The following is a 17687-nucleotide window of genomic DNA, read 5'->3' on the forward strand; positions in this document are numbered from 1 at the left end:
GACCGAGGGTATCGATCTTATGCCGGAGTCAGGCTGGGCGCTTGGCCGGTGGCGCCGTGCGTTGCAGCGGACTACCCGACGACGCGACGGTCATCGCCAGTTCGAACATGCCGTCCCACGGATCGGGCGGCGGATCGCCCGGGCTCGCGCTGCCTCGCGGGCCTGTGCCGCCCGACAGGCCTTTGACTTGCCGATCCAGCTTCGCCGCCAGCGACAGCGCCTTCTCCAGCGCCGTTTCCGACACTCGCGTGAGGGCAGGGCCAATCAGCCGTTCGCGCGGCCCCCACACGCGATTCTCGCGCAGCAGCGTGGCGAGCGGCTTGCCTGCCGCCACGCCACGTTTCATCCGTAGCAGCGTGCGTATTTCTTCAACCAGCGCCCAGATCACGAGCGTTCCGGCTTCGCCCTCGCCTTTCAGGCCGTCGAGCATGCGCGTCAGACGGCCGACATCGCCGGTGAGCATGGCTTCATTGAGCTTGAATACGTCATAGCGCGCGACGTTGAGCACGGCTTCATGGATCTGTTCGAATGTCAGCACGCCTGCGGGATAAAGCAGACCCAGCTTCAGGATTTCCTGATGCGCGGCGAGCAAGTTGCCCTCCACCCGTTCCGCGATAAACACCAGCGCCCGCCGTCCGTCCTCGCCGGGAGCCACCCGCTGGTTCTGCAATGTCAGGCGCTGGCCGATCCACATGGGCAACTGCGCGCGTTCAACCGGATCGATCTTCATCATCACGCCCGGGCCGCTCAGCGCCGTGAACCACCCGGACTTTTGCGTGGCGGCGTCGAGCCGTGGCAACGTGATAAGCGTGAGGACATCGGGGTTATCGGCGGCGAGGGTTTTCAGCGCCTCCCCGCCTTCCTTGCCGGGCTTGCCGGTGGGAATGCGCAATTCGACCAGTTGGCGGTCGCCGAAGAGCGACATCGACTGGCTCGCGCCCAGCAGCGAACTCCAGTCGAAGTAACGATCGACCACAAACACCGAGCGATCCGTGAAACCCTGCGCCCGGGCGCTCGCGCGAATCTTGTCGCACGCTTCCTGCGCAAGCAGATGCTCGTCGCCATAGACGACGTACAAGCCTTTCAGCCCTTTCGCGAGGTGCGCGTCGAGCGCGTCGAGTCGAAGTTGCATGGTTTGCGGCGTTTGCGCGCTTACAGCGGCGGCACAGGCAACGGCGCACGCGGCGCAATGCCCGGTAACGCCTCACTCGGCGCCGGATGCAGCGAACGTACGACGGCAAGCCGGCGCGTCAACTGGTCCACAGCGTCGAACTGCATGTCGCGATACAGCGTCTGCGCTTCAGTACCCTTCGCCAGCGTGAACTGATCGCTATACGTCAGCGCCCGGTTCAGCGAAATCACGCTCGGCGGAATCAGCAAGGTGCCGTCGGCACCCACCATCGAGTAATTCAGGTTGTAGTCGAGTTCGTACTCCTGCACGACGCCTTGCGCATTCAGGCTCAAGGTCTTCATGCCATTCCCGCCGGTCAGCGAGAGGATAGCGTCGGGTTTTTCCGACACCTTGACGATCACGGTGTCGCTGCCGCCTTCCACGACACGCTGGAGACGTCCGAGCATTTCCGGCGTGCCGCCGCTAATGGCTAGCCGCTTGAACGCGTAGTCCTGCTGCCCACGCAACTGGAAACCGCATGCCGACAGCAGCACCGCGCTGCACGCAAGCGTCAGGATGGAGCGCCGGCTGATCGCGCGCTTCGTCTTCGTGTTGGTCGAACTCAAGCTGACAGCTTTCCCGCTCAAAACGTCCTCCAGGATTTTCACGGCGCGCGATCTCCGGCTCATACGACCACGTTGACCAGTCGGCCCGGCACCACGACGACCTTCTTCGGCGCGCGCCCTTCCGAAAACTTCGCGAACATCTCATGCGCGACCGCCGCCTTTTCGATGTCTTCGCGCGACGCGTCCTTCGCCATGGTCAGCGACCCGCGCACCTTGCCGTTGACCTGCAGCACGAGTTCGATTTCGGCCTGTTCGAGCGCGGCTTCGTCGACTTTCGGCCAGGAGGCGTCGAGCAAACCACCGTGCAGTTCAGCGTAACCGAGTTCCTGCCACAACTGGAACGTGATGTGCGGCACGACCGGGTACAGGACGCGCAGCAGTACCCCAAAGGTCTCGCTGAGAACAGCAGGCGTTGCGTCCTTTGCACTATCCACAGCGTTGAGCATCTTCATGGCCGCCGAGACGACCGTGTTGTACTGCAAGCGGCCGTAGTCGAAATCGGCCTGCTTCAAGATGGTGTAGATCTCGCGGCGCAGCGTGCGGTCGGAGTCGTTGAACTTCGATGCATCGAGCTTGGCGTGCGTTTTCAGTAAGTCGGCACGGCCATGCGCGAGTTGCCACACGCGGCGCAAGAAGCGGCTCGCGCCTTCCACGCCCGTGCCCGACCACTCGAGCGACTGCTCGGGCGGCGCGGCGAACATCACGAACAGACGCGCGGTGTCCGCGCCGTAGGCATCGATCAGCAATTGCGGATCAACGCCGTTGTTCTTCGACTTCGACATCTTCTCCACGCCGCCGATCACCACCTGCTTGCCGTCGGCGTTCAGCACCGCGCCGACCGGACGGCCTTTATCGTCATGCGTGACGGTCACGTCGGCCGGGTTGATCCAGGTCTTCTTGCCCGCCGCGTCTTCGCGGAAGTAGGTTTCGTTCAGCACCATGCCCTGCGTGAGCAGGTTCTTCGCCGGCTCGCCGAACTTGACCAGGCCCAGGTCGCGCATGACCTTGGTCCAGAAACGCGAGTACAAGAGGTGAAGAATCGCATGCTCGATTCCGCCGATGTACTGGTCCATCGGCATCCAGTAATCGGTGCGTTCGTCGACCATTGTTGTTGCGTCGGGCGCGGCATAACGCGAGAAATACCAGGCTGAATCGACGAACGTGTCCATGGTGTCGGTTTCGCGCTTGGCCGGCGCGCCGCATTTCGGGCACGTGCAATTCACGAACGCTTCAGACTTGGCGAGCGGATTACCCGTGCCGTCCGGCACCAGGTCTTCCGGCAGCACAACAGGCAGATCCGCTTCCGGCACCGGCACGTCGCCGCAGGTATCGCAATGGATGATCGGGATCGGCGTGCCCCAGTAACGCTGGCGCGAAATACCCCAGTCGCGCAGGCGCCACGTAATTTTCTTGTCGCCCAGGTCCTGCGCTTTCAGGTCGGCGGCAATCGCCGTGGTCGCTTCTTCGAAATCAAGGCCGTCGTACTTGCCGCTGTTGATCAGCGTGCCCGTGCCCTTCTCGCCGTACCACTCTTGCCATTCGTCCGTGCTGTAGGTCTTGCCCTCAACGGCAACCACTTGCTTGATCGGCAGCGCATATTTCTTCGCGAACGCGAAATCGCGTTCGTCGTGCGACGGCACGCCCATCACCGCGCCTTCGCCATAGCTCATCAGCACGTAATTGCCCACCCACACTTCGACCTTTTCCTGCGTCAGCGGATGGGAGACGAAGAAGCCCGTGGGCATGCCCTTCTTTTCCATCGTGGCGACGTCGGCTTCAGCCACGCCGCCGCGTTTGCATTCTTCAATGAACGCTTGCAGACCGGGGTTATCGCGAGCAAGGCGCGTTGCCAGCGGATGTTCAGCAGCAACCGCGGCGAAGGTCACGCCCATGATGGTGTCAGCGCGCGTGGTGAACACGCGCAGCAATGAGCTTTCGCCGTCGATCTCGTACGGGAAGCCAAAATTCACGCCGAAGCTCTTGCCGATCCAGTTCTGCTGCATGACCTTCACGCGCTCGGGCCAGCCAAGGCCCTCCAGGTCGCCGAGCAGTTGATCTGCGTAGTCCGTGATGCGCATGTAGTACATCGGGATTTCGCGCTTTTCGACCAGTGCGCCCGAACGCCAGCCGCGCCCGTCGATCACCTGCTCGTTGGCCAGCACCGTCTGGTCTTCCGGATCCCAGTTCACCGTGCCGGTCTTCTTATACGCGATGCCCTTTTCCAGCATCTTCAGGAACAGCCACTGGTTCCACTTGTAGTACTCGGGCTTGCAAGACGCAATTTCCCGCGACCAGTCGATAGCCAGCCCCATCGACTGCATCTGCTTCTTCATGTAGTCGATGTTGTCGTAGGTCCACTTCGCCGGCGGTACGTTGTTCGCCATCGCGGCGTTTTCCGCAGGCATGCCGAACGCGTCCCAGCCCATAGGCATCAGCACGTTGTAGCCGTTCATGCGCAGGAACCGGTACATCACGTCGTTGATGGTGTAGTTGCGCACGTGGCCCATGTGCAGCTTGCCCGACGGATACGGCAGCATGGACACACAGTAGAACTTCGGCTTGTCGCTGGTTTCGCTCGACCGGTAGACGTCTTTCGCGCGCCAGTCGCTTTGCGCTGCGGATTCGACGTCGGCGGGTACGTATTTATCTTGCATGGTGTGGTTTTGGCGGTTTTGCCTTTCGGCGTTGCGGCAATGCTGCCTGGCGGCGAGCTTGCCTTGCGGCGGTGCTCGGCTGGCGTCGGTTCGCGGGTTTTGCCCAGGTTTTACAGGGTCTTACCGGGATCGCGGCCGTCGGGCCGCTGCCTCGCGCCATTCCAACCCCGATGGGCGCGCCCGCGCGGCCAAAGCGCAATTATACCGTTGAGGCAGAAGGTTCTGGCACTACGCGTGTCCGCTGCGTTGGACTGGCTTGAATGCGCGCAGCGCTCGATGCGAACCCTTTGGGCGAGTCCCGGGACTTTTATCCCGGCGAAGCGGTGCGCTCGCCGGTTTGGCTGGGAGCGTTGCGGGAACAGGTTATGGATGCGCCGGCTGCTTCACCTGATCCGTCACGAAGCCGATCTTGTCCAGCCCCGCGCCCTGCGCCGCCCCCATGACCTGCGCGATCACGTCATAACGGGTCGCGCTCGATGCCCGCAAGTGAATCTCCGGCGGCGTCGCGCGTTTTCCTTCAGCCACGAACTGAGTGCGCATCTGGGCGAGCGTAATCGGCTTGTCGTTCCAGTAAATCTTGCCCGTATCGTCGATGGAAAGCGTGATCGTCTCCGGCGTCTCGCGCGCCACTTGCGACGCGACCTTCGGCAAATCAAGCCGGATAGCATGCGTGAACAACGGCGCCGTGATAATGAAAATCACCAGCAAGACCAGCATGACGTCGATCAGCGGCGTCATGTTGATCTCGGCCATGAGGGCGCCGTTCGATTTCTTGTCCAGTCCGCCGAATGCCATGCTGTGCTCGTCCGGGTGCGGGGATTGAAGGGTCGGCGGGTGCCTTGATTAAACTACGCGATCTTCAACGGGCGCGCTCTTGACGCGGCGTGGCGCCACGCCGCTCGTGTAGGCGTGCAGGTCGTGGGCGAAACCGTCGAGTTCTTCCGATATCTGCCGCACCAGCCGTCCCAGCACGTTGTACGCGAGCACAGCCGGAATGGCGACGACCAGCCCGAACGCCGTCATGATCAGCGCCTCGCCCACCGGCCCCGCCACGTTTTCGATCATCGCCTGCCCACTCGCGGCAATGCTGCCCAGCGCGTGATAGATGCCCCACACGGTGCCCAGCAAACCGACGAACGGTGCCGTGCTCCCCACCGATGCCAGCAAAACCTGCCCGAATTCAAGCCGCCGTTGCGACGCGAGCAATGCATGCCGCAACGCCCGCAACACCCGTTCGCCGGGCTCCACATGAGCAATCAATGCGCCCGGCATTTCCGCCTCCGACGCCCGCCATGCAGCAACCGCGAGCGGCAGATACACGCGTTCCCTATCAGCTTTACGCAACTCCGCGATGCCTTCGGCCAGCGTCGGCGCCTGCCAGAAGCGCTGCACGGCGCGCGGCCCCTGACGTTTCGCGCGCACCAGGACCCACGCCTTCACGATGAGAAAACACCAGCTCGCCACCGACATGGCCAGCAGCACGCCCGCGACGCCATGCGTGATGCCGTCGCTGCTCTGCAAGTAATGGATGATGCCGGTTGTGGCCATCGGAAAATCCCGGGTTTGGGTGGCTCAGGCTCAAGCTCAGGCTCAAGCTCAAGCTCAGGCTCAGGCTCAGGCCAAGCGCAAACCGAGCACGTCCTGCATGTCGAAAAGCCCCCGCTCGCGGCCGGCCAGGAAGTGCGCAGCGCGCAGCGAGCCCTGCGCGTAAGACAGCCGATTGGCCGACTTGTGCGTGATCTCGATCCGCTCGCCAATGCCCGCGAACAACACAGTGTGATCGCCGACGATGTCACCGCCGCGAATGGCGGCAAAACCGATAGTGGAGGGATCACGTTCGCCGGTCACGCCTTCGCGGCCGTACACCGCGCAATCCTTCAGTTCGCGGCCGAGCGCGTGGGCGATGGTTTCACCCATCGCAAGCGCGGTGCCCGAGGGTGCGTCGACCTTGTGGCGGTGATGCGCCTCGATAATCTCGATGTCGTAACCTTCGGCGAAATGCCGCGCTGCGAACTCGAGCAACTTGAGCGTCACGTTCACGCCCACGCTCATGTTCGGCGCAAACACGATGCCGATTTTGTCACCGGCGGCACGCAATTGGGCTTTCTGTTCATCGTCGAACCCGGTGGTACCGACAACCATCTTCACGTTATGCCGCAACGCCGCTTCCAGATGCACGAGCGTGCCTTCCGGACGCGTGAAGTCGATCAGCAGATCCGCATTGGCGAAAACCTGATCGATATCGTCCGTCAGTAAAACGCCCGTCTCCTGGCCGAGGAACGCGCCTGCGTCCTGGCCGAGTTGCGGCGATCCGGTTTTGTCGAGCGCACCGGCCAGCGTGGCGTTGGCGTCCTTGAGAACAGTTTCTATGAGCATGCGGCCCATGCGGCCCGATGCGCCGGCGATGGCGATTTTCATGGCGTGTCTCGCGTGAGTTGGAGCGACGAAGTCAGAAACATGGAAGCGATGCGGCCGCCGCTTGGCTCGCGGCCGCCCGAACAGGATAGGTCATCGACGATCAAACCAGACAAAGCAGGCGGGCAACGTCTGTCGGCCCGCCGTTCTGCTTAGTTGGTAGTCGTCGCCGGCACGGAGGACGCGCCTAGACCGTTGCCCGTGTTCGCCGGGGCAGGCGACGTGCCTTGCGGACCCACAGCGGTGCTGTCCGGGATCGTGACGGGAGCCGGACGACGCTGCAACTGGATCTGCGAGTTGCCTGCGGCGCTGACGTTCGGCGGCAATCCCGGGTTCCCCGGCACAGTCGGCATGGCCGACGAGCGGGTGCGGCCCGTGGGTGCCTGCACGGCGTCGGTCGCGCGATTGGCGGCCTGGGCGGCTTGCTGGTTCGCGTCGCCGGCAAATGCGTTCGATGCATTCGATGCATCCGGCTGGATGCCCGGCGCACGTGCCGCTCCCGCGACCGCTGCGCCGCTGGCTGACGTACCCGCTGCCGCCGTTGCCGCCGCCGTTGCGCTGGCGCCGTCGGCAGAAGCGGCCGTGGCCGCAGCCGTAGCGGCGGTCAGCTTAACGCCCTTGTCGCCATCAATTTCAGCAAGCAATTCGAGATTCGACGGCAAATTCTCGCCGCCCGACCAGCTCGCCACGGTATTGCCCGCGAAGAGCACGACGAAATCACGCTGCTGCACGACCGACGTGGATCCGCGCTTGAAGTAGAAGACGTAGTCCCAGCGATCCGCGTGGAACATGTCGGCCAGCAAAGGCGTGCCGAGCAGCGTCTTCACCTGGTCGCGCGTCAGGCCGACCTTCATCTGGCTTGCCGCTTCCGCCGAAACGAAGTTCCCCTGTACCACCGTTATCCGATACGGTGTGATGTGCTGCGCGAAGCTCTGCGTAACGCTATCGTAAGTGGAACAACCGGCCAGGACGGTCATAGTGGCGGCAGCGATCAAAGTTCCGCGCATACGACGGCTCTCCCGGCTATTCAATAAAGATTTTAGAAACATTTCACCCTTCATTTCACCCTTCGCCTGGCCCATCGCCCGTAGGGGCGCAAGAATTTCGGAGTCTTTCGGAGATCGCGCCATTTCGTTCGGATGGTGACCGGAACGGTAAAAAACGCATTACTATGAGAACCTTGAATTGTACTCTAGGGATGCCTAGCGATGACCAATCCCGCCGATCTGAAAAATATCGGGCTGAAGGCGACCTTGCCCCGGCTCAAGATACTTGAGATTTTCCAGCATAGTCCTGTGCGTCACCTGACTGCAGAAGACGTGTATAGAAACCTGTTGCACGAAGAACTCGACATCGGGCTTGCCACCGTGTACCGCGTGCTCACGCAGTTCGAGCAAGCGGGCCTGCTGTCGCGCAGTAACTTCGAGTCGGGCAAAGCTGTGTTCGAGCTCAACGAAGGGACCCATCATGACCATCTGGTGTGTCTGGACTGCGGCATGGTGGAAGAGTTCTTCGACGCTGAAATCGAAAGCCGTCAGCAAGATATCGCGAAGGAACGCGGTTTCAAGCTGCACGAGCACGCGCTCGCGCTGTATGGCACGTGCACGAAGGAGCGCTGCCCGCACAGGAAGAACTGATTTTGATTGACCGTTCGTGCGTGTTATTCAGCGCGCAACGTGTGAAAAAGCCGCCGGTTCTTGCAAACCAGCGGCTTTTTTTCAGCCTGATTTCACCGCGTTACTTCGCGGCTTTACTTCGCGGCTTTACTTCGCTGCATTACTTGGCGTGAGCCAGCGCCACAGCCGTGTCCAGCATGCGGTTCGAGAAGCCCCACTCGTTGTCATACCAGCTCGACACCTTCACCAGACGGCCCGACACCTTCGTGAGCGTCGCGTCGAACGTGGACGAAGCCGGGTTGTGGTTGAAGTCGATCGACACCAGAGGCGCCGTGTTGTAGCCCAGGATGCCCTTCAACGAGCCTTCCGATGCTTCCTTCATGATCGAATTCACTTCGTCCACCGTCGTGTCGCGTGCAGCGATGAACGAGAGGTCGACAATCGACACATTGATGGTCGGCACGCGAATCGCGTAACCGTCCAGCTTGCCGTTCAGTTCCGGCAACACCAGGCCCACTGCAGACGCCGCGCCCGTCTTCGTCGGGATCTGGCTATGCGTGGCCGAGCGCGCGCGGCGCAGGTCCTCGTGATACACGTCCGTCAGCACCTGGTCGTTCGTGTACGCGTGGATCGTCGTCATCAGGCCGTTCACCAGGCCGATCTTGTCGTTGAGCGGCTTGACCAGCGGTGCCAGGCAGTTCGTCGTGCACGATGCGTTCGAGATCACCGTATCCGACGCCTTCAGCACATGGTGATTCACGCCATAAACGATGGTCGCGTCAACGTCCTTGCCGCCCGGCGCCGAGATGATGACCTTCTTCGCGCCACCCTTGATGTGCGCGCTGGCTTTTTCCTTCGTCGTGAAGAAGCCCGTGCATTCCAGCACCACGTCGACCTTCAGCTCGCCCCACGGCAGTTCAGCCGGGTTGCGGTTAGCCAGCACGCGGATGCGGTCGCCGTTGACCACGAGGTAGTCACCATCCACCGACACTTCGCCCGGGAACTTGCCGTGCGCCGTGTCGTACTGCGTCAGGTGTGCGTTCGTGGCAGCGTCGCCGAGGTCGTTGATCGCAACGATCTCGATGTCGTGCTTCTTGCCGTTTTCATAGAAGGCGCGCAGCGTATTGCGGCCGATCCGGCCGTAGCCGTTGATTGCAACGCGAATCGTCATGGTCTATCTCCTGATGGCTGAAAAAAAGTTCCAGTTCGCTGCTGCCGGGTTCGCTGGGTTTGCAACGCTTACGAAGCGCCCGATATCAGCCCGCGAGCGCGGCTTTTGCCGTCTCCACGACATGCTCGACGGTAAAGCCGAAATACTTGAAAAGTTCGCCGGCGGGCGCGGACTCGCCGAACGAATCAATACCCACCACGCCGCCTTCGAGACCCACATACTTGCGCCAGAAATCGGTCACGCCGGCTTCGATCGCCACGCGCACGACGCCCTTCGGCAGCACACGGTCACGATATTCCTGATCTTGCAGATCGAACGCATTCGTACACGGCATGGACACGATGCGCGCGCCAATACCTTCTTGCGCCAGTTTCTCACCGGCCTTCAGCGCCAGTTCGACTTCCGAACCCGTCGCGATCAGGATGATCTTGCGTGCCGGGATGTCGTCGTTCCAGTCGCGCAGCACGTAGCCGCCCTTTGCAATGTTCGCGATCTGCACGTCGTTACGCGGCGAGAACAGCAGGTTCTGACGCGTGAAGATCAACGCCGACGGCCCTTTGTGCTCAATGGCGTGGGTCCATGCCACGGCGGTCTCGACGGTATCCGCCGGACGCCACACTTGTAAGTGCGGAATCAGCCGCAAGCTCGATGTTTGCTCCACCGACTGGTGCGTGGGACCATCTTCGCCCAGGCCGATCGAATCGTGCGTGAACACGAAGATGGACGGCGCTTTCATCAGTGCAGCCACGCGCAGCGCGTTGCGGCTGTAGTCCGAGAAGGTCAGGAACGTGCCGCCAAACGGGCGATACCCGCCATGCAGCACGATGCCGTTGATGGCCGCGCTCATGCCGAACTCGCGCACACCGTAGTTGATGTGGTTGCCCCACTGGATCTCGTTCGTATTCTCACCAGCGCGCACCGGCTTCGATGCCTTCCAGTTGGTCAGGTTGGAACCCGTCAGGTCGGCGGAACCGCCAAGCAGTTCAGGCAGCGCAGCGGCGAGGCCGTCGAGCGTTTGCTGCGAAGCCTTGCGGGTGGCAATGGTTTCGCCCTTCTGATTCGCGGCTTCAATGATGTCCTTCGCGTCCTGCGCCCACTTGGCCGGCAGTTCGTCGTTCATCCGGCGCACGAATTCTGCGGCTTCGGTCGAATGCTTCGCGCGGTAGGCGTCGAATTGCTTGTTCCACTCCGCTTCCGCGTGCGCACCGGCTTCCTTCGCGTCCCATGCCGCATAGACTTCCTGCGGAATCACGAACGGTTCCCAGGTCCAGCCCATGCCGGCACGGGCATCGGCGATTTCCTTGGCGCCCAGCGGCGCGCCGTGCGAATCGTGGCTGCCTTGCTTGGTCGGCGCACCCTTGCCGATGGTCGTACGGCAGCAGATCAGCGTGGGTTTATCCGAGTTCTTGGCTTGCGCGATGGCGGCGTCCACCGCGTCCACGTTGTGGCCGTCTACCGCGCGGATCACGTTCCAGCCGTACGCTTCGAAGCGCTTCGGGGTGTCGTCGTGGAACCAGTGTTCAACGTGACCGTCGATGGAAATACCGTTGTCGTCGTACAGCGCGATCAGCTTGTGCAGCTTGAGCGTGCCCGCGAACGAACAGGCTTCGTGCGAGATGCCTTCCATCATGCAGCCATCGCCGAGGAACACGTACGTGTGGTGGTCGACGATCTTCGCGCCGTCCTTGTTGAACTCCGCCGCGAGCAGCGCTTCAGCGAGCGCCATGCCGACCGCATTCGCCAAGCCCTGGCCAAGCGGGCCGGTGGTCGTTTCAACGCCCGGCGTGATGCCGTATTCCGGGTGTCCCGGCGTCTTCGAATGCAGTTGGCGGAAGTTCTTGAGTTCGTTGATCGGCAGGTCGTAGCCGGTCAGGTGCAGCAACGAGTACAGCAGCATGGAACCATGACCGTTCGACAAGACGAAACGATCGCGGTCAGCCCAGTGCGGGTTGCTCGGGTTGTGCTTCAGGTGTCGCGACCAGAGCGCGACGCCGATTTCCGCCATGCCCATTGGCATGCCCGGGTGGCCGGAGTTGGCTTGTTGAACGGCGTCCATTGCCAGCGCACGGATTGCGTTGGCCATCAGGCTGGTCTGGCTGGAAGTCGGGGTCGTCATGTCGAGTCCGGTAGGTCCTGAAAAGATCCTGGGATGATTCTGGGCGACGCACCGGAGCAAACGATGAAACCACGTTTTCAACACCCGGAGCGACGAGAAACGAAGAGGATCGGAAGCCGGTTATTCTAGCAGACGACTTTGGAGCACTGCGGCGATGGCCGAAGGGCGCCCGGGCGGCGTCAAGAGGGGATCGTCCGCCGCAAACATAATCGTGACGAATACAGTCCGCAGGCACGCTCCCTGCATCAGCACATCGCGCGGGCGCGACGTAGCGCAGCAACAGAAATCCGCGCAGCCCTTCTGCCAAAGGGCGCCATGGCACAATGCATCCATCACGCCGAGCTCGAGGAGAAGCCCTTATGTCCGACCCCCGCCCCGCCGATGTGCCGTGGCTCACGCCTTACCTGACCGTGCGCGACGCCCGTGTCTCCACGGGCTTCTATGAACAGGCGCTGGGTTTTGCGGTGCGTGACAGCGTCAACGACGACGGCGCCGTGATCCACGTCGAGATGACGTATCGCGGGCAGTTGATCCTGATGTTCGCCCCCGAAGGCGCCTACGGTTCGCACGCGCAGACGCCGAAAAGCACGGGCCTGATGGCGCCGCAATCGTTCTATCTCTACGTCGACGATGTAGACGCCACGTTCGCACGTGCGATAGCGGTTGGCGCGAAGCCGCTGATCGAACCGCAAGACCAGTATTGGGGCGACCGTTTTGCGCAGTTCGAAGACCCGGACGGGTATCGCTGGGCAATCGCCCGGCATTTGAATTAGGCTCAGAGCGTCGCGTTCTGGATTGTTCGCCGAATCTTGAACGTTGAACGTTGATCAGGTAACGCTCAAGCATCCATCACTTTCCTGCCCGCGCGCTTCACAGCGTCCGGGCGAGTCACTTCATGCCACGTTTTTTTGTTGCCAGTCCGCTCGTCGCGGGCGAATTAATGTCCTTGCCGGACGATGTCGTCCGCCATGTTCACGTCCTGCGCCTGCAATCAGACGATACCGTTCACCTGTTCAACGGCTCGGGCGGTGAATATCGCGCGCGACTGGTTGAGATCGGGAAGCGGACGGCGATCGTGCAACTCGATGAATTCATCGACCGCGAAGCGGAGCCGCCGTATCGAATCACGCTGGCGCAAGGTGTGGCGGGCGGCGACAAGATGGATTGGCTGATCGAGAAGGCGGTGGAACTGGGGGTGTCATCCGTCGTCCCGCTCACTGCCGAGCGCGGCGTGGTGAGGCTATCGGGCGAACGCGCGGCGCGTCGGCAAGGGCATTGGCAGGCGTTGGTGCGCGCCGCGTGTGAGCAATGCGGAAGAAATCGGGTGCCGGACGTAGCGGTGCCTCAGGACCTGGATAAATGGCTCGGCAACCTGCCGCCCGCTGAAAACGGCGAGTTGCGGCTGCTGCTCTCGCCGCGAGCCCAGCTTGGGTTTGCCTCTTTGCCAACGAGCGCGCCCACCGCACCGGTGACCATCGCGATCGGGCCGGAAGCCGGATTTTCGCCGGCAGAGGAAGCGGCTATCGTCGATGCCGGTTTTGCCACTCTGGGTCTCGGACCCCGCGTCTTGCGCACGGAAACGGCCGGTATAGCAGTCCTTGGTGCGCTCGCCGCGCGCTGGGGCGGATGGTGACTTGACCGCCGCCTTGCTGCGATCCATCCCAAGTAAAACGAAAAAAGCCAGTCAGCGCCTGCGTTCAACAGACGACGACCGGCCTTCCAACTTCTTTGTGCCGACAAGGACGCAGCGCTTCGCGTGCGGAACCAGGTCCGGAACTTAAGCGCTTAGCGCTTACCTTCAGGCAAACGGCTCAGGCAAACGAGTAAAACACCCTGAACGCCACACGCCGCTCCGCCCAGAATTCCGACGCTTCACGAAACACGTCGAGCAAGGTCTCACGCCCTTCCTTGTCGAATTTCTGCGCAACTGGCAGCGCCTCCAGCACGATCACGAAACCCGGCTGCGAACCGGCTTTGTGCACGAGGTCGGTGAGACTGTCGTAGAGCGCGTCGTAGTTCTTCCCGAAGTGCTTGGGAAACAAAAAAGACGTGGCGATCGTTTCGAGCACTTCCTGCTTGCTCTGGGCCTGGCCGCAATAGGCGTAGAGAAAATGCTGACCCAGCTTGCTCGCTTCGTCGGCGAGATCCTGAACCCTGAAAGCGCGGATCGACTGCACGATATTCGATCGTACCGTCTTGAAAAGACTCATAGACCCCTCGTCCAATGATGACAGCGCCGCGCTCTGTTCGTCGTCGGGTCGATTTCCTTCTGTCGTGCGGAGTTGCAAAACTCGCTGGAACACGTTGCCATCGCCGGCGAAAAAATCACCCGCGACACCGTTGTCGTGCGCGTAGATGTTGTCGCTCATGCCGTTCATCCCGAAGTTAATCCCGCAATGCGTTTAAAACTCACGTAATGGTCGTCGGTATAGAAGCAGTTGTCGATCTGCCGACGGGCCCCGCCACATACGATCCGACGTGCACCGCGATCGCGGGCGCGCGGCGTAGGAACGGTGTATTCGTGGTAAAAGCCGCGTGGGTGCGGCGGCAGCATACGCTCGCGGTTGCCGAACACAATGCCGTCTTTCTCATACGGAAACGGCCCGCCAGCCTCGATCCGCCGCAGCGTCACAATGGCCTGTTTCGGCAATTGTGCTGCGTCGACGGTTGTCTGCGACGGTTCCGAACCCGTTGATGCGGCATCGCGCCAGCTCTCTGCGCGCGGATCGCTTTTCAGCTTGTCCTTGTCTTGCAACACGTGCGGCGGCGGCGCCTGCGACGCTCCTGCTGAGGCGTTCGCGGCCGGGCTTTGGACATCTGGCCCGCTTTTCCCGCAGCCGCTCAGCACCAAAGAAAGCGCCACGATGAACCCACAAAACCACGCGCGCTTCACGAAACCCATCCCCGCTTTGAACCCAGAAATATGACGACCATGAAAGACGTAAGGGTATCGCTAATGACACCGGGAATCAACGTTGGTTCGGAAGATGCCCGTTTTTCAGGCGCTTTTTGCCTCGCATCTGACCGTTACATGCGGCTCGCCAGCGCTTTTTCATTGATGATCTAAAAATAGGCCTCGATCACATTTAAGACCAATCTGAGATATTTTTATCTTTTTTTGGATAATAATAACTTCATGCATGGTTTGGGGAGTGGAACCAGCGTCGCCTCTCTCGAGAAACTCCCACGGTGTAAGAACCGGCACCATCGCTGTTTGGAGGAGAAAGCAAATCCCCTTGCATGCCTCATGGCGTGCCGGATCATCCGGCACGCTTTTTTTTCGTGACGGCGCCCGACGTGACCTTCAGGAATCCGATCATCAAGGCGATCGTAAATCCGACCAACCACTGCAACTAAGCGGTGCGATCGTCGCGAAAATGAAAAAGAGGGATTGCGACCACCTGTCGCAATCCCTCTTTCTATTTCTGCAATCCCTTTTCCCGGAGTTCTACTCGAACCCGCCGGCGCTGCACGGGTTCAGGTCCGGTGGATTTCAGCTCAGTGAGCTTTGAATCCCGAGCTTTGAACCGTTACCGCGCCACGGCGGTGGCATCCGCCACCAGCAACGCCGTCATGTTGACGATCCGGCGCACCGTAGCTGACGCCGTCAGTACATGCACGGGTTGAGCCGCGCCCAGCAGCATCGGCCCAATGGCGATGTTATTGCCGGCTGCCGTCTTCAACAGGTTGTACGAAATATTCGCGGCATCAATATTCGGCAGTACGAGCAAATTCGCGTCGCCTACCAGCGTTGATTCCGGCAGGACTTCGCGGCGCAGATTGGCATCCAGCGCTACGTCGCCGTGCATTTCGCCGTCGACGTCCAGATCCGGCGCACGCTCGCGCAACAATGCCAGCGTGTCGCGCATCTTGATGGCCGTCGGCGCATTGCTGGTACCGAAGTTCGAATGCGACAGCAGTGCGATCTTCGGCACGATACCGAAGCGGCGCACTTCTTCCGCCGCCATGATCGTGATCTCGCACAGCTGCTCGGGGGTCGGGTCCACGTTCACGTGCGTGTCCACAATGAAGATCTGCCGGCCTGGCAGCACCAGCGCATTCATGGCCGCATAGACGCTGCAACCTTCCTTCTTGCCGATCACCTGATCGACGAAATGCAGATGCCGGTGTGTCGTGCTGATCGTGCCGCAAATCATGCCGTCCGCTTCGCCCTTCTTGACCAGCATCGCGCCGATCAGCGTGGTGCGGCGGCGCATCTCCAGCTTCGCCATTTGCTCGCTAATACCCTTCCTGGCCATCATGGTGTGATACGTCTGCCAGAAGTCGCGATACCGCTCGTCGTGATCCGTATCCACCACCGTGAAGTCCACGCCAGCGGTCAAACGCAAGCCGTACTTCGTGATGCGCTGCGCGATCACAGCCGGCCTTCCGATCAGGATCGGCTTCGCGATCTTCTCGTCCACCGCGATCTGCACCGCGCGCAGCACGCGCTCCTCTTCACCCTCGGCGAACACGATGCGCTTCTTCTCCGGCGCCACGCTGCGTGCGAGCTGGAACACGGGCTTCATGGTCGTGCCGCTGTGATAGACGAACTGCTGCAGATGCTGTTCGTACGCGTCCATGTCTTCAATAGGACGCGTGGCCACACCTGAATCCATGGCGGCCTTGGCCACGGCCGGCGCAATCTTCACGATCAAGCGCGGGTCAAACGGTTTCGGAATCAGGTACTCGGGACCAAACGACAGGTCCTGAATGCCGTAGGCGGTTGCGACGATATCGCTTTGTTCCTGCCGTGCCAGTTCCGCGATCGCGTTCACCGCGGCAATTTCCATCTCGCGCGTGATCGTGCTCGCGCCCGCGTCGAGCGCGCCGCGGAAAATGAACGGGAAGCACAGGACGTTATTGACCTGGTTCGGATAATCCGTACGGCCGGTGGCAAGCACTGCGTCCGGACGAACTTCCAGCGCGAGTTCCGGCAGGATTTCCGGCGTCGGGTTGGCGAGCGCGAGAATCAGCGGCTTTTGCGCCATGCCCTTGACCATCTCCTGCTTCAACACGCCGCCAGCGGACAGGCCGAGGAACACGTCGGCGCCTTCCATCACGTCGGCGAGCGTACGCGCCGAGGTTTCGCGCGCAAACCGTTCCTTGTCCGGGTCCATCAGTTCCACGCGGCCCTTGTAGACCACGCCGGCCAGGTCGGTCACCATGATGTTTTCGAGCTTCATGCCGAGTTCAACCAGCAGGTCCAGACAGGCCAGCGCTGCGGCGCCCGCGCCCGAGGCGACCAGCTTCACTTCTTCAATCTTCTTGCCGACCACGACCAGGCCGTTGGTAACAGCGGCCGCGACCACGATCGCCGTGCCGTGCTGGTCGTCGTGGAACACCGGGATCTTCATGCGCTTGCGGCATTCGCGCTCAACGATGAAGCAATCCGGGGCCTTGATGTCTTCCAGGTTGATGCCGCCGAACGTGGGTTCGAGCGCGCAGATTACGTCGACGAGCTTCAGCGGGTCCATCTCGTTCAGCTCGATGTCGAACACGTCGATACCGGCGAACTTCTTGAATAGCACTGCCTTGCCTTCCATGACCGGCTTCGACGCGAGCGGACCGATATTGCCGAGCCCGAGCACCGCCGTGCCGTTCGTCACGACGCCGACCAGGTTGCTGCGCGCGGTAAAACGCGCGGCATTCAGCGGATTGGCGACGATTTCCTCGCACGCGAAAGCCACGCCCGGTGAATACGCCAGCGCGAGATCGCGCTGGTTGATCATCTGCTTGGTGGGGGCAATCGCGATTTTGCCGGGAGTGGGAAACTCGTGGTAATCGAGCGCGGCTTCGCGGAGTTTGGCTTTGGCGCTATCAGCAGGAGTGGTCATGAGGCGTCTGGCTTTAGGCGAGATTAGAATAGAAGTTCGAACGCATTGTAGCGCCAATCAACGGGCTCTCCGGATGGCAATACCGGCTATTCACAGCACATAGCCCATTCGGACAAGGCCTGGAAAAGCAGCATGACCGCT

Annotated in this window: 16 protein-coding genes; 4 read left to right on the forward strand and 12 right to left on the reverse strand. The window is 61.5% G+C overall.

The annotated features are described in order from the left end of the window. Nucleotides 1-28 precede the first annotated feature (28 nt). The 7 genes from holA to BSU04_RS00090 all read right to left on the reverse strand — a co-directional run bounded on the left by holA (nucleotide 29) and on the right by BSU04_RS00090 (nucleotide 7813). On the reverse strand, nucleotides 29-1132 hold the full coding sequence (holA, locus tag BSU04_RS00060; RefSeq protein WP_089158690.1) for a DNA polymerase III subunit delta: 1104 nt from the start codon (nucleotides 1130-1132) through the stop codon (nucleotides 29-31). Nucleotides 1133-1152: 20 nt separating this feature from the next. Further along, the gene (locus BSU04_RS00065) at nucleotides 1153-1704 is read right to left on the reverse strand and encodes an LPS-assembly lipoprotein LptE (protein WP_089158713.1); all 552 of its coding nucleotides are present in this window, start codon (nucleotides 1702-1704) and stop codon (nucleotides 1153-1155) included. 92 nt (nucleotides 1705-1796) lie between these two features. After that, the gene (leuS, locus tag BSU04_RS00070) at nucleotides 1797-4391 is read right to left on the reverse strand and encodes a leucine--tRNA ligase (protein WP_089158691.1); all 2595 of its coding nucleotides are present in this window, start codon (nucleotides 4389-4391) and stop codon (nucleotides 1797-1799) included. Between the two features lie 363 nt (nucleotides 4392-4754). Continuing rightward, complete coding sequence (locus tag BSU04_RS00075) at nucleotides 4755-5186, reverse strand: ExbD/TolR family protein (RefSeq protein ID WP_089158692.1); 432 nt, start codon at nucleotides 5184-5186, stop codon at nucleotides 4755-4757. A gap of 48 nt (nucleotides 5187-5234) precedes the next feature. Next, nucleotides 5235-5939, reverse strand: a complete 705-nt coding sequence (locus BSU04_RS00080) for a MotA/TolQ/ExbB proton channel family protein (protein WP_089158693.1) — start codon at nucleotides 5937-5939, stop codon at nucleotides 5235-5237. A 66-nt stretch (nucleotides 5940-6005) separates the two neighbouring features. Next, entirely contained in the window at nucleotides 6006-6809 is an 804-nt protein-coding gene (gene dapB, locus BSU04_RS00085; protein WP_089158694.1) for a 4-hydroxy-tetrahydrodipicolinate reductase, read from the reverse strand. Nucleotides 6810-6958: 149 nt separating this feature from the next. Continuing rightward, entirely contained in the window at nucleotides 6959-7813 is an 855-nt protein-coding gene (locus BSU04_RS00090; protein ID WP_089158695.1) for an outer membrane protein assembly factor BamE, read from the reverse strand. Nucleotides 7814-8014: 201 nt separating this feature from the next. Here BSU04_RS00090 and fur point away from each other — a divergent pair, with 201 nt between their 5' ends. After that, complete coding sequence (gene fur / locus BSU04_RS00095) at nucleotides 8015-8443, forward strand: ferric iron uptake transcriptional regulator (protein WP_089158696.1); 429 nt, start codon at nucleotides 8015-8017, stop codon at nucleotides 8441-8443. A 139-nt stretch (nucleotides 8444-8582) separates the two neighbouring features. On the opposite strand, the gene gap is transcribed toward fur, so the two are convergent. Next, a complete protein-coding gene (gene gap, locus BSU04_RS00100; protein ID WP_089158697.1) occupies nucleotides 8583-9593 on the reverse strand; it encodes a type I glyceraldehyde-3-phosphate dehydrogenase in 1011 nt (336 codons plus the stop codon). An 85-nt stretch (nucleotides 9594-9678) separates the two neighbouring features. Then, nucleotides 9679-11709 (reverse strand): transketolase, encoded by a 2031-nt coding sequence (gene tkt, locus BSU04_RS00105; protein ID WP_089158698.1) that lies wholly within the window; start codon nucleotides 11707-11709, stop codon nucleotides 9679-9681. Between the two features lie 359 nt (nucleotides 11710-12068). On the opposite strand from tkt, the gene BSU04_RS00115 reads away from it, so the two are divergent. Next, the gene (locus BSU04_RS00115) at nucleotides 12069-12482 is read left to right on the forward strand and encodes a VOC family protein (protein WP_089158700.1); all 414 of its coding nucleotides are present in this window, start codon (nucleotides 12069-12071) and stop codon (nucleotides 12480-12482) included. Between the two features lie 122 nt (nucleotides 12483-12604). Further along, a complete protein-coding gene (locus BSU04_RS00120) occupies nucleotides 12605-13342 on the forward strand; it encodes a 16S rRNA (uracil(1498)-N(3))-methyltransferase (RefSeq protein ID WP_089158701.1) in 738 nt (245 codons plus the stop codon). Nucleotides 13343-13520: 178 nt separating this feature from the next. Here the strand turns inward: BSU04_RS00120 and BSU04_RS00125 are convergent, their stop codons facing one another. Next, complete coding sequence (locus BSU04_RS00125; RefSeq protein WP_089158714.1) at nucleotides 13521-14078, reverse strand: barstar family protein; 558 nt, start codon at nucleotides 14076-14078, stop codon at nucleotides 13521-13523. A 5-nt stretch (nucleotides 14079-14083) separates the two neighbouring features. Next, entirely contained in the window at nucleotides 14084-14602 is a 519-nt protein-coding gene (locus tag BSU04_RS00130) for a ribonuclease (RefSeq protein WP_256981931.1), read from the reverse strand. A 343-nt stretch (nucleotides 14603-14945) separates the two neighbouring features. On the opposite strand from BSU04_RS00130, the gene BSU04_RS45100 reads away from it, so the two are divergent. Beyond that, nucleotides 14946-15221 carry a hypothetical protein gene (locus BSU04_RS45100; protein WP_144021076.1) on the forward strand — a complete coding sequence of 92 codons (276 nt, stop codon included), beginning with the start codon at nucleotides 14946-14948 and terminating at the stop codon, nucleotides 15219-15221. An 18-nt stretch (nucleotides 15222-15239) separates the two neighbouring features. On the opposite strand, the gene BSU04_RS00135 is transcribed toward BSU04_RS45100, so the two are convergent. Beyond that, nucleotides 15240-17546: an NADP-dependent malic enzyme gene (locus BSU04_RS00135; protein ID WP_089158702.1), complete on the reverse strand. Its 2307-nt coding sequence runs from the start codon at nucleotides 17544-17546 to the stop codon at nucleotides 15240-15242. Nucleotides 17547-17687: the final 141 nt, after the last annotated feature.

This window comes from Caballeronia sordidicola (assembly GCF_002220365.1).
GTDB lineage: Bacteria > Pseudomonadota > Gammaproteobacteria > Burkholderiales > Burkholderiaceae > Caballeronia > Caballeronia sordidicola_C.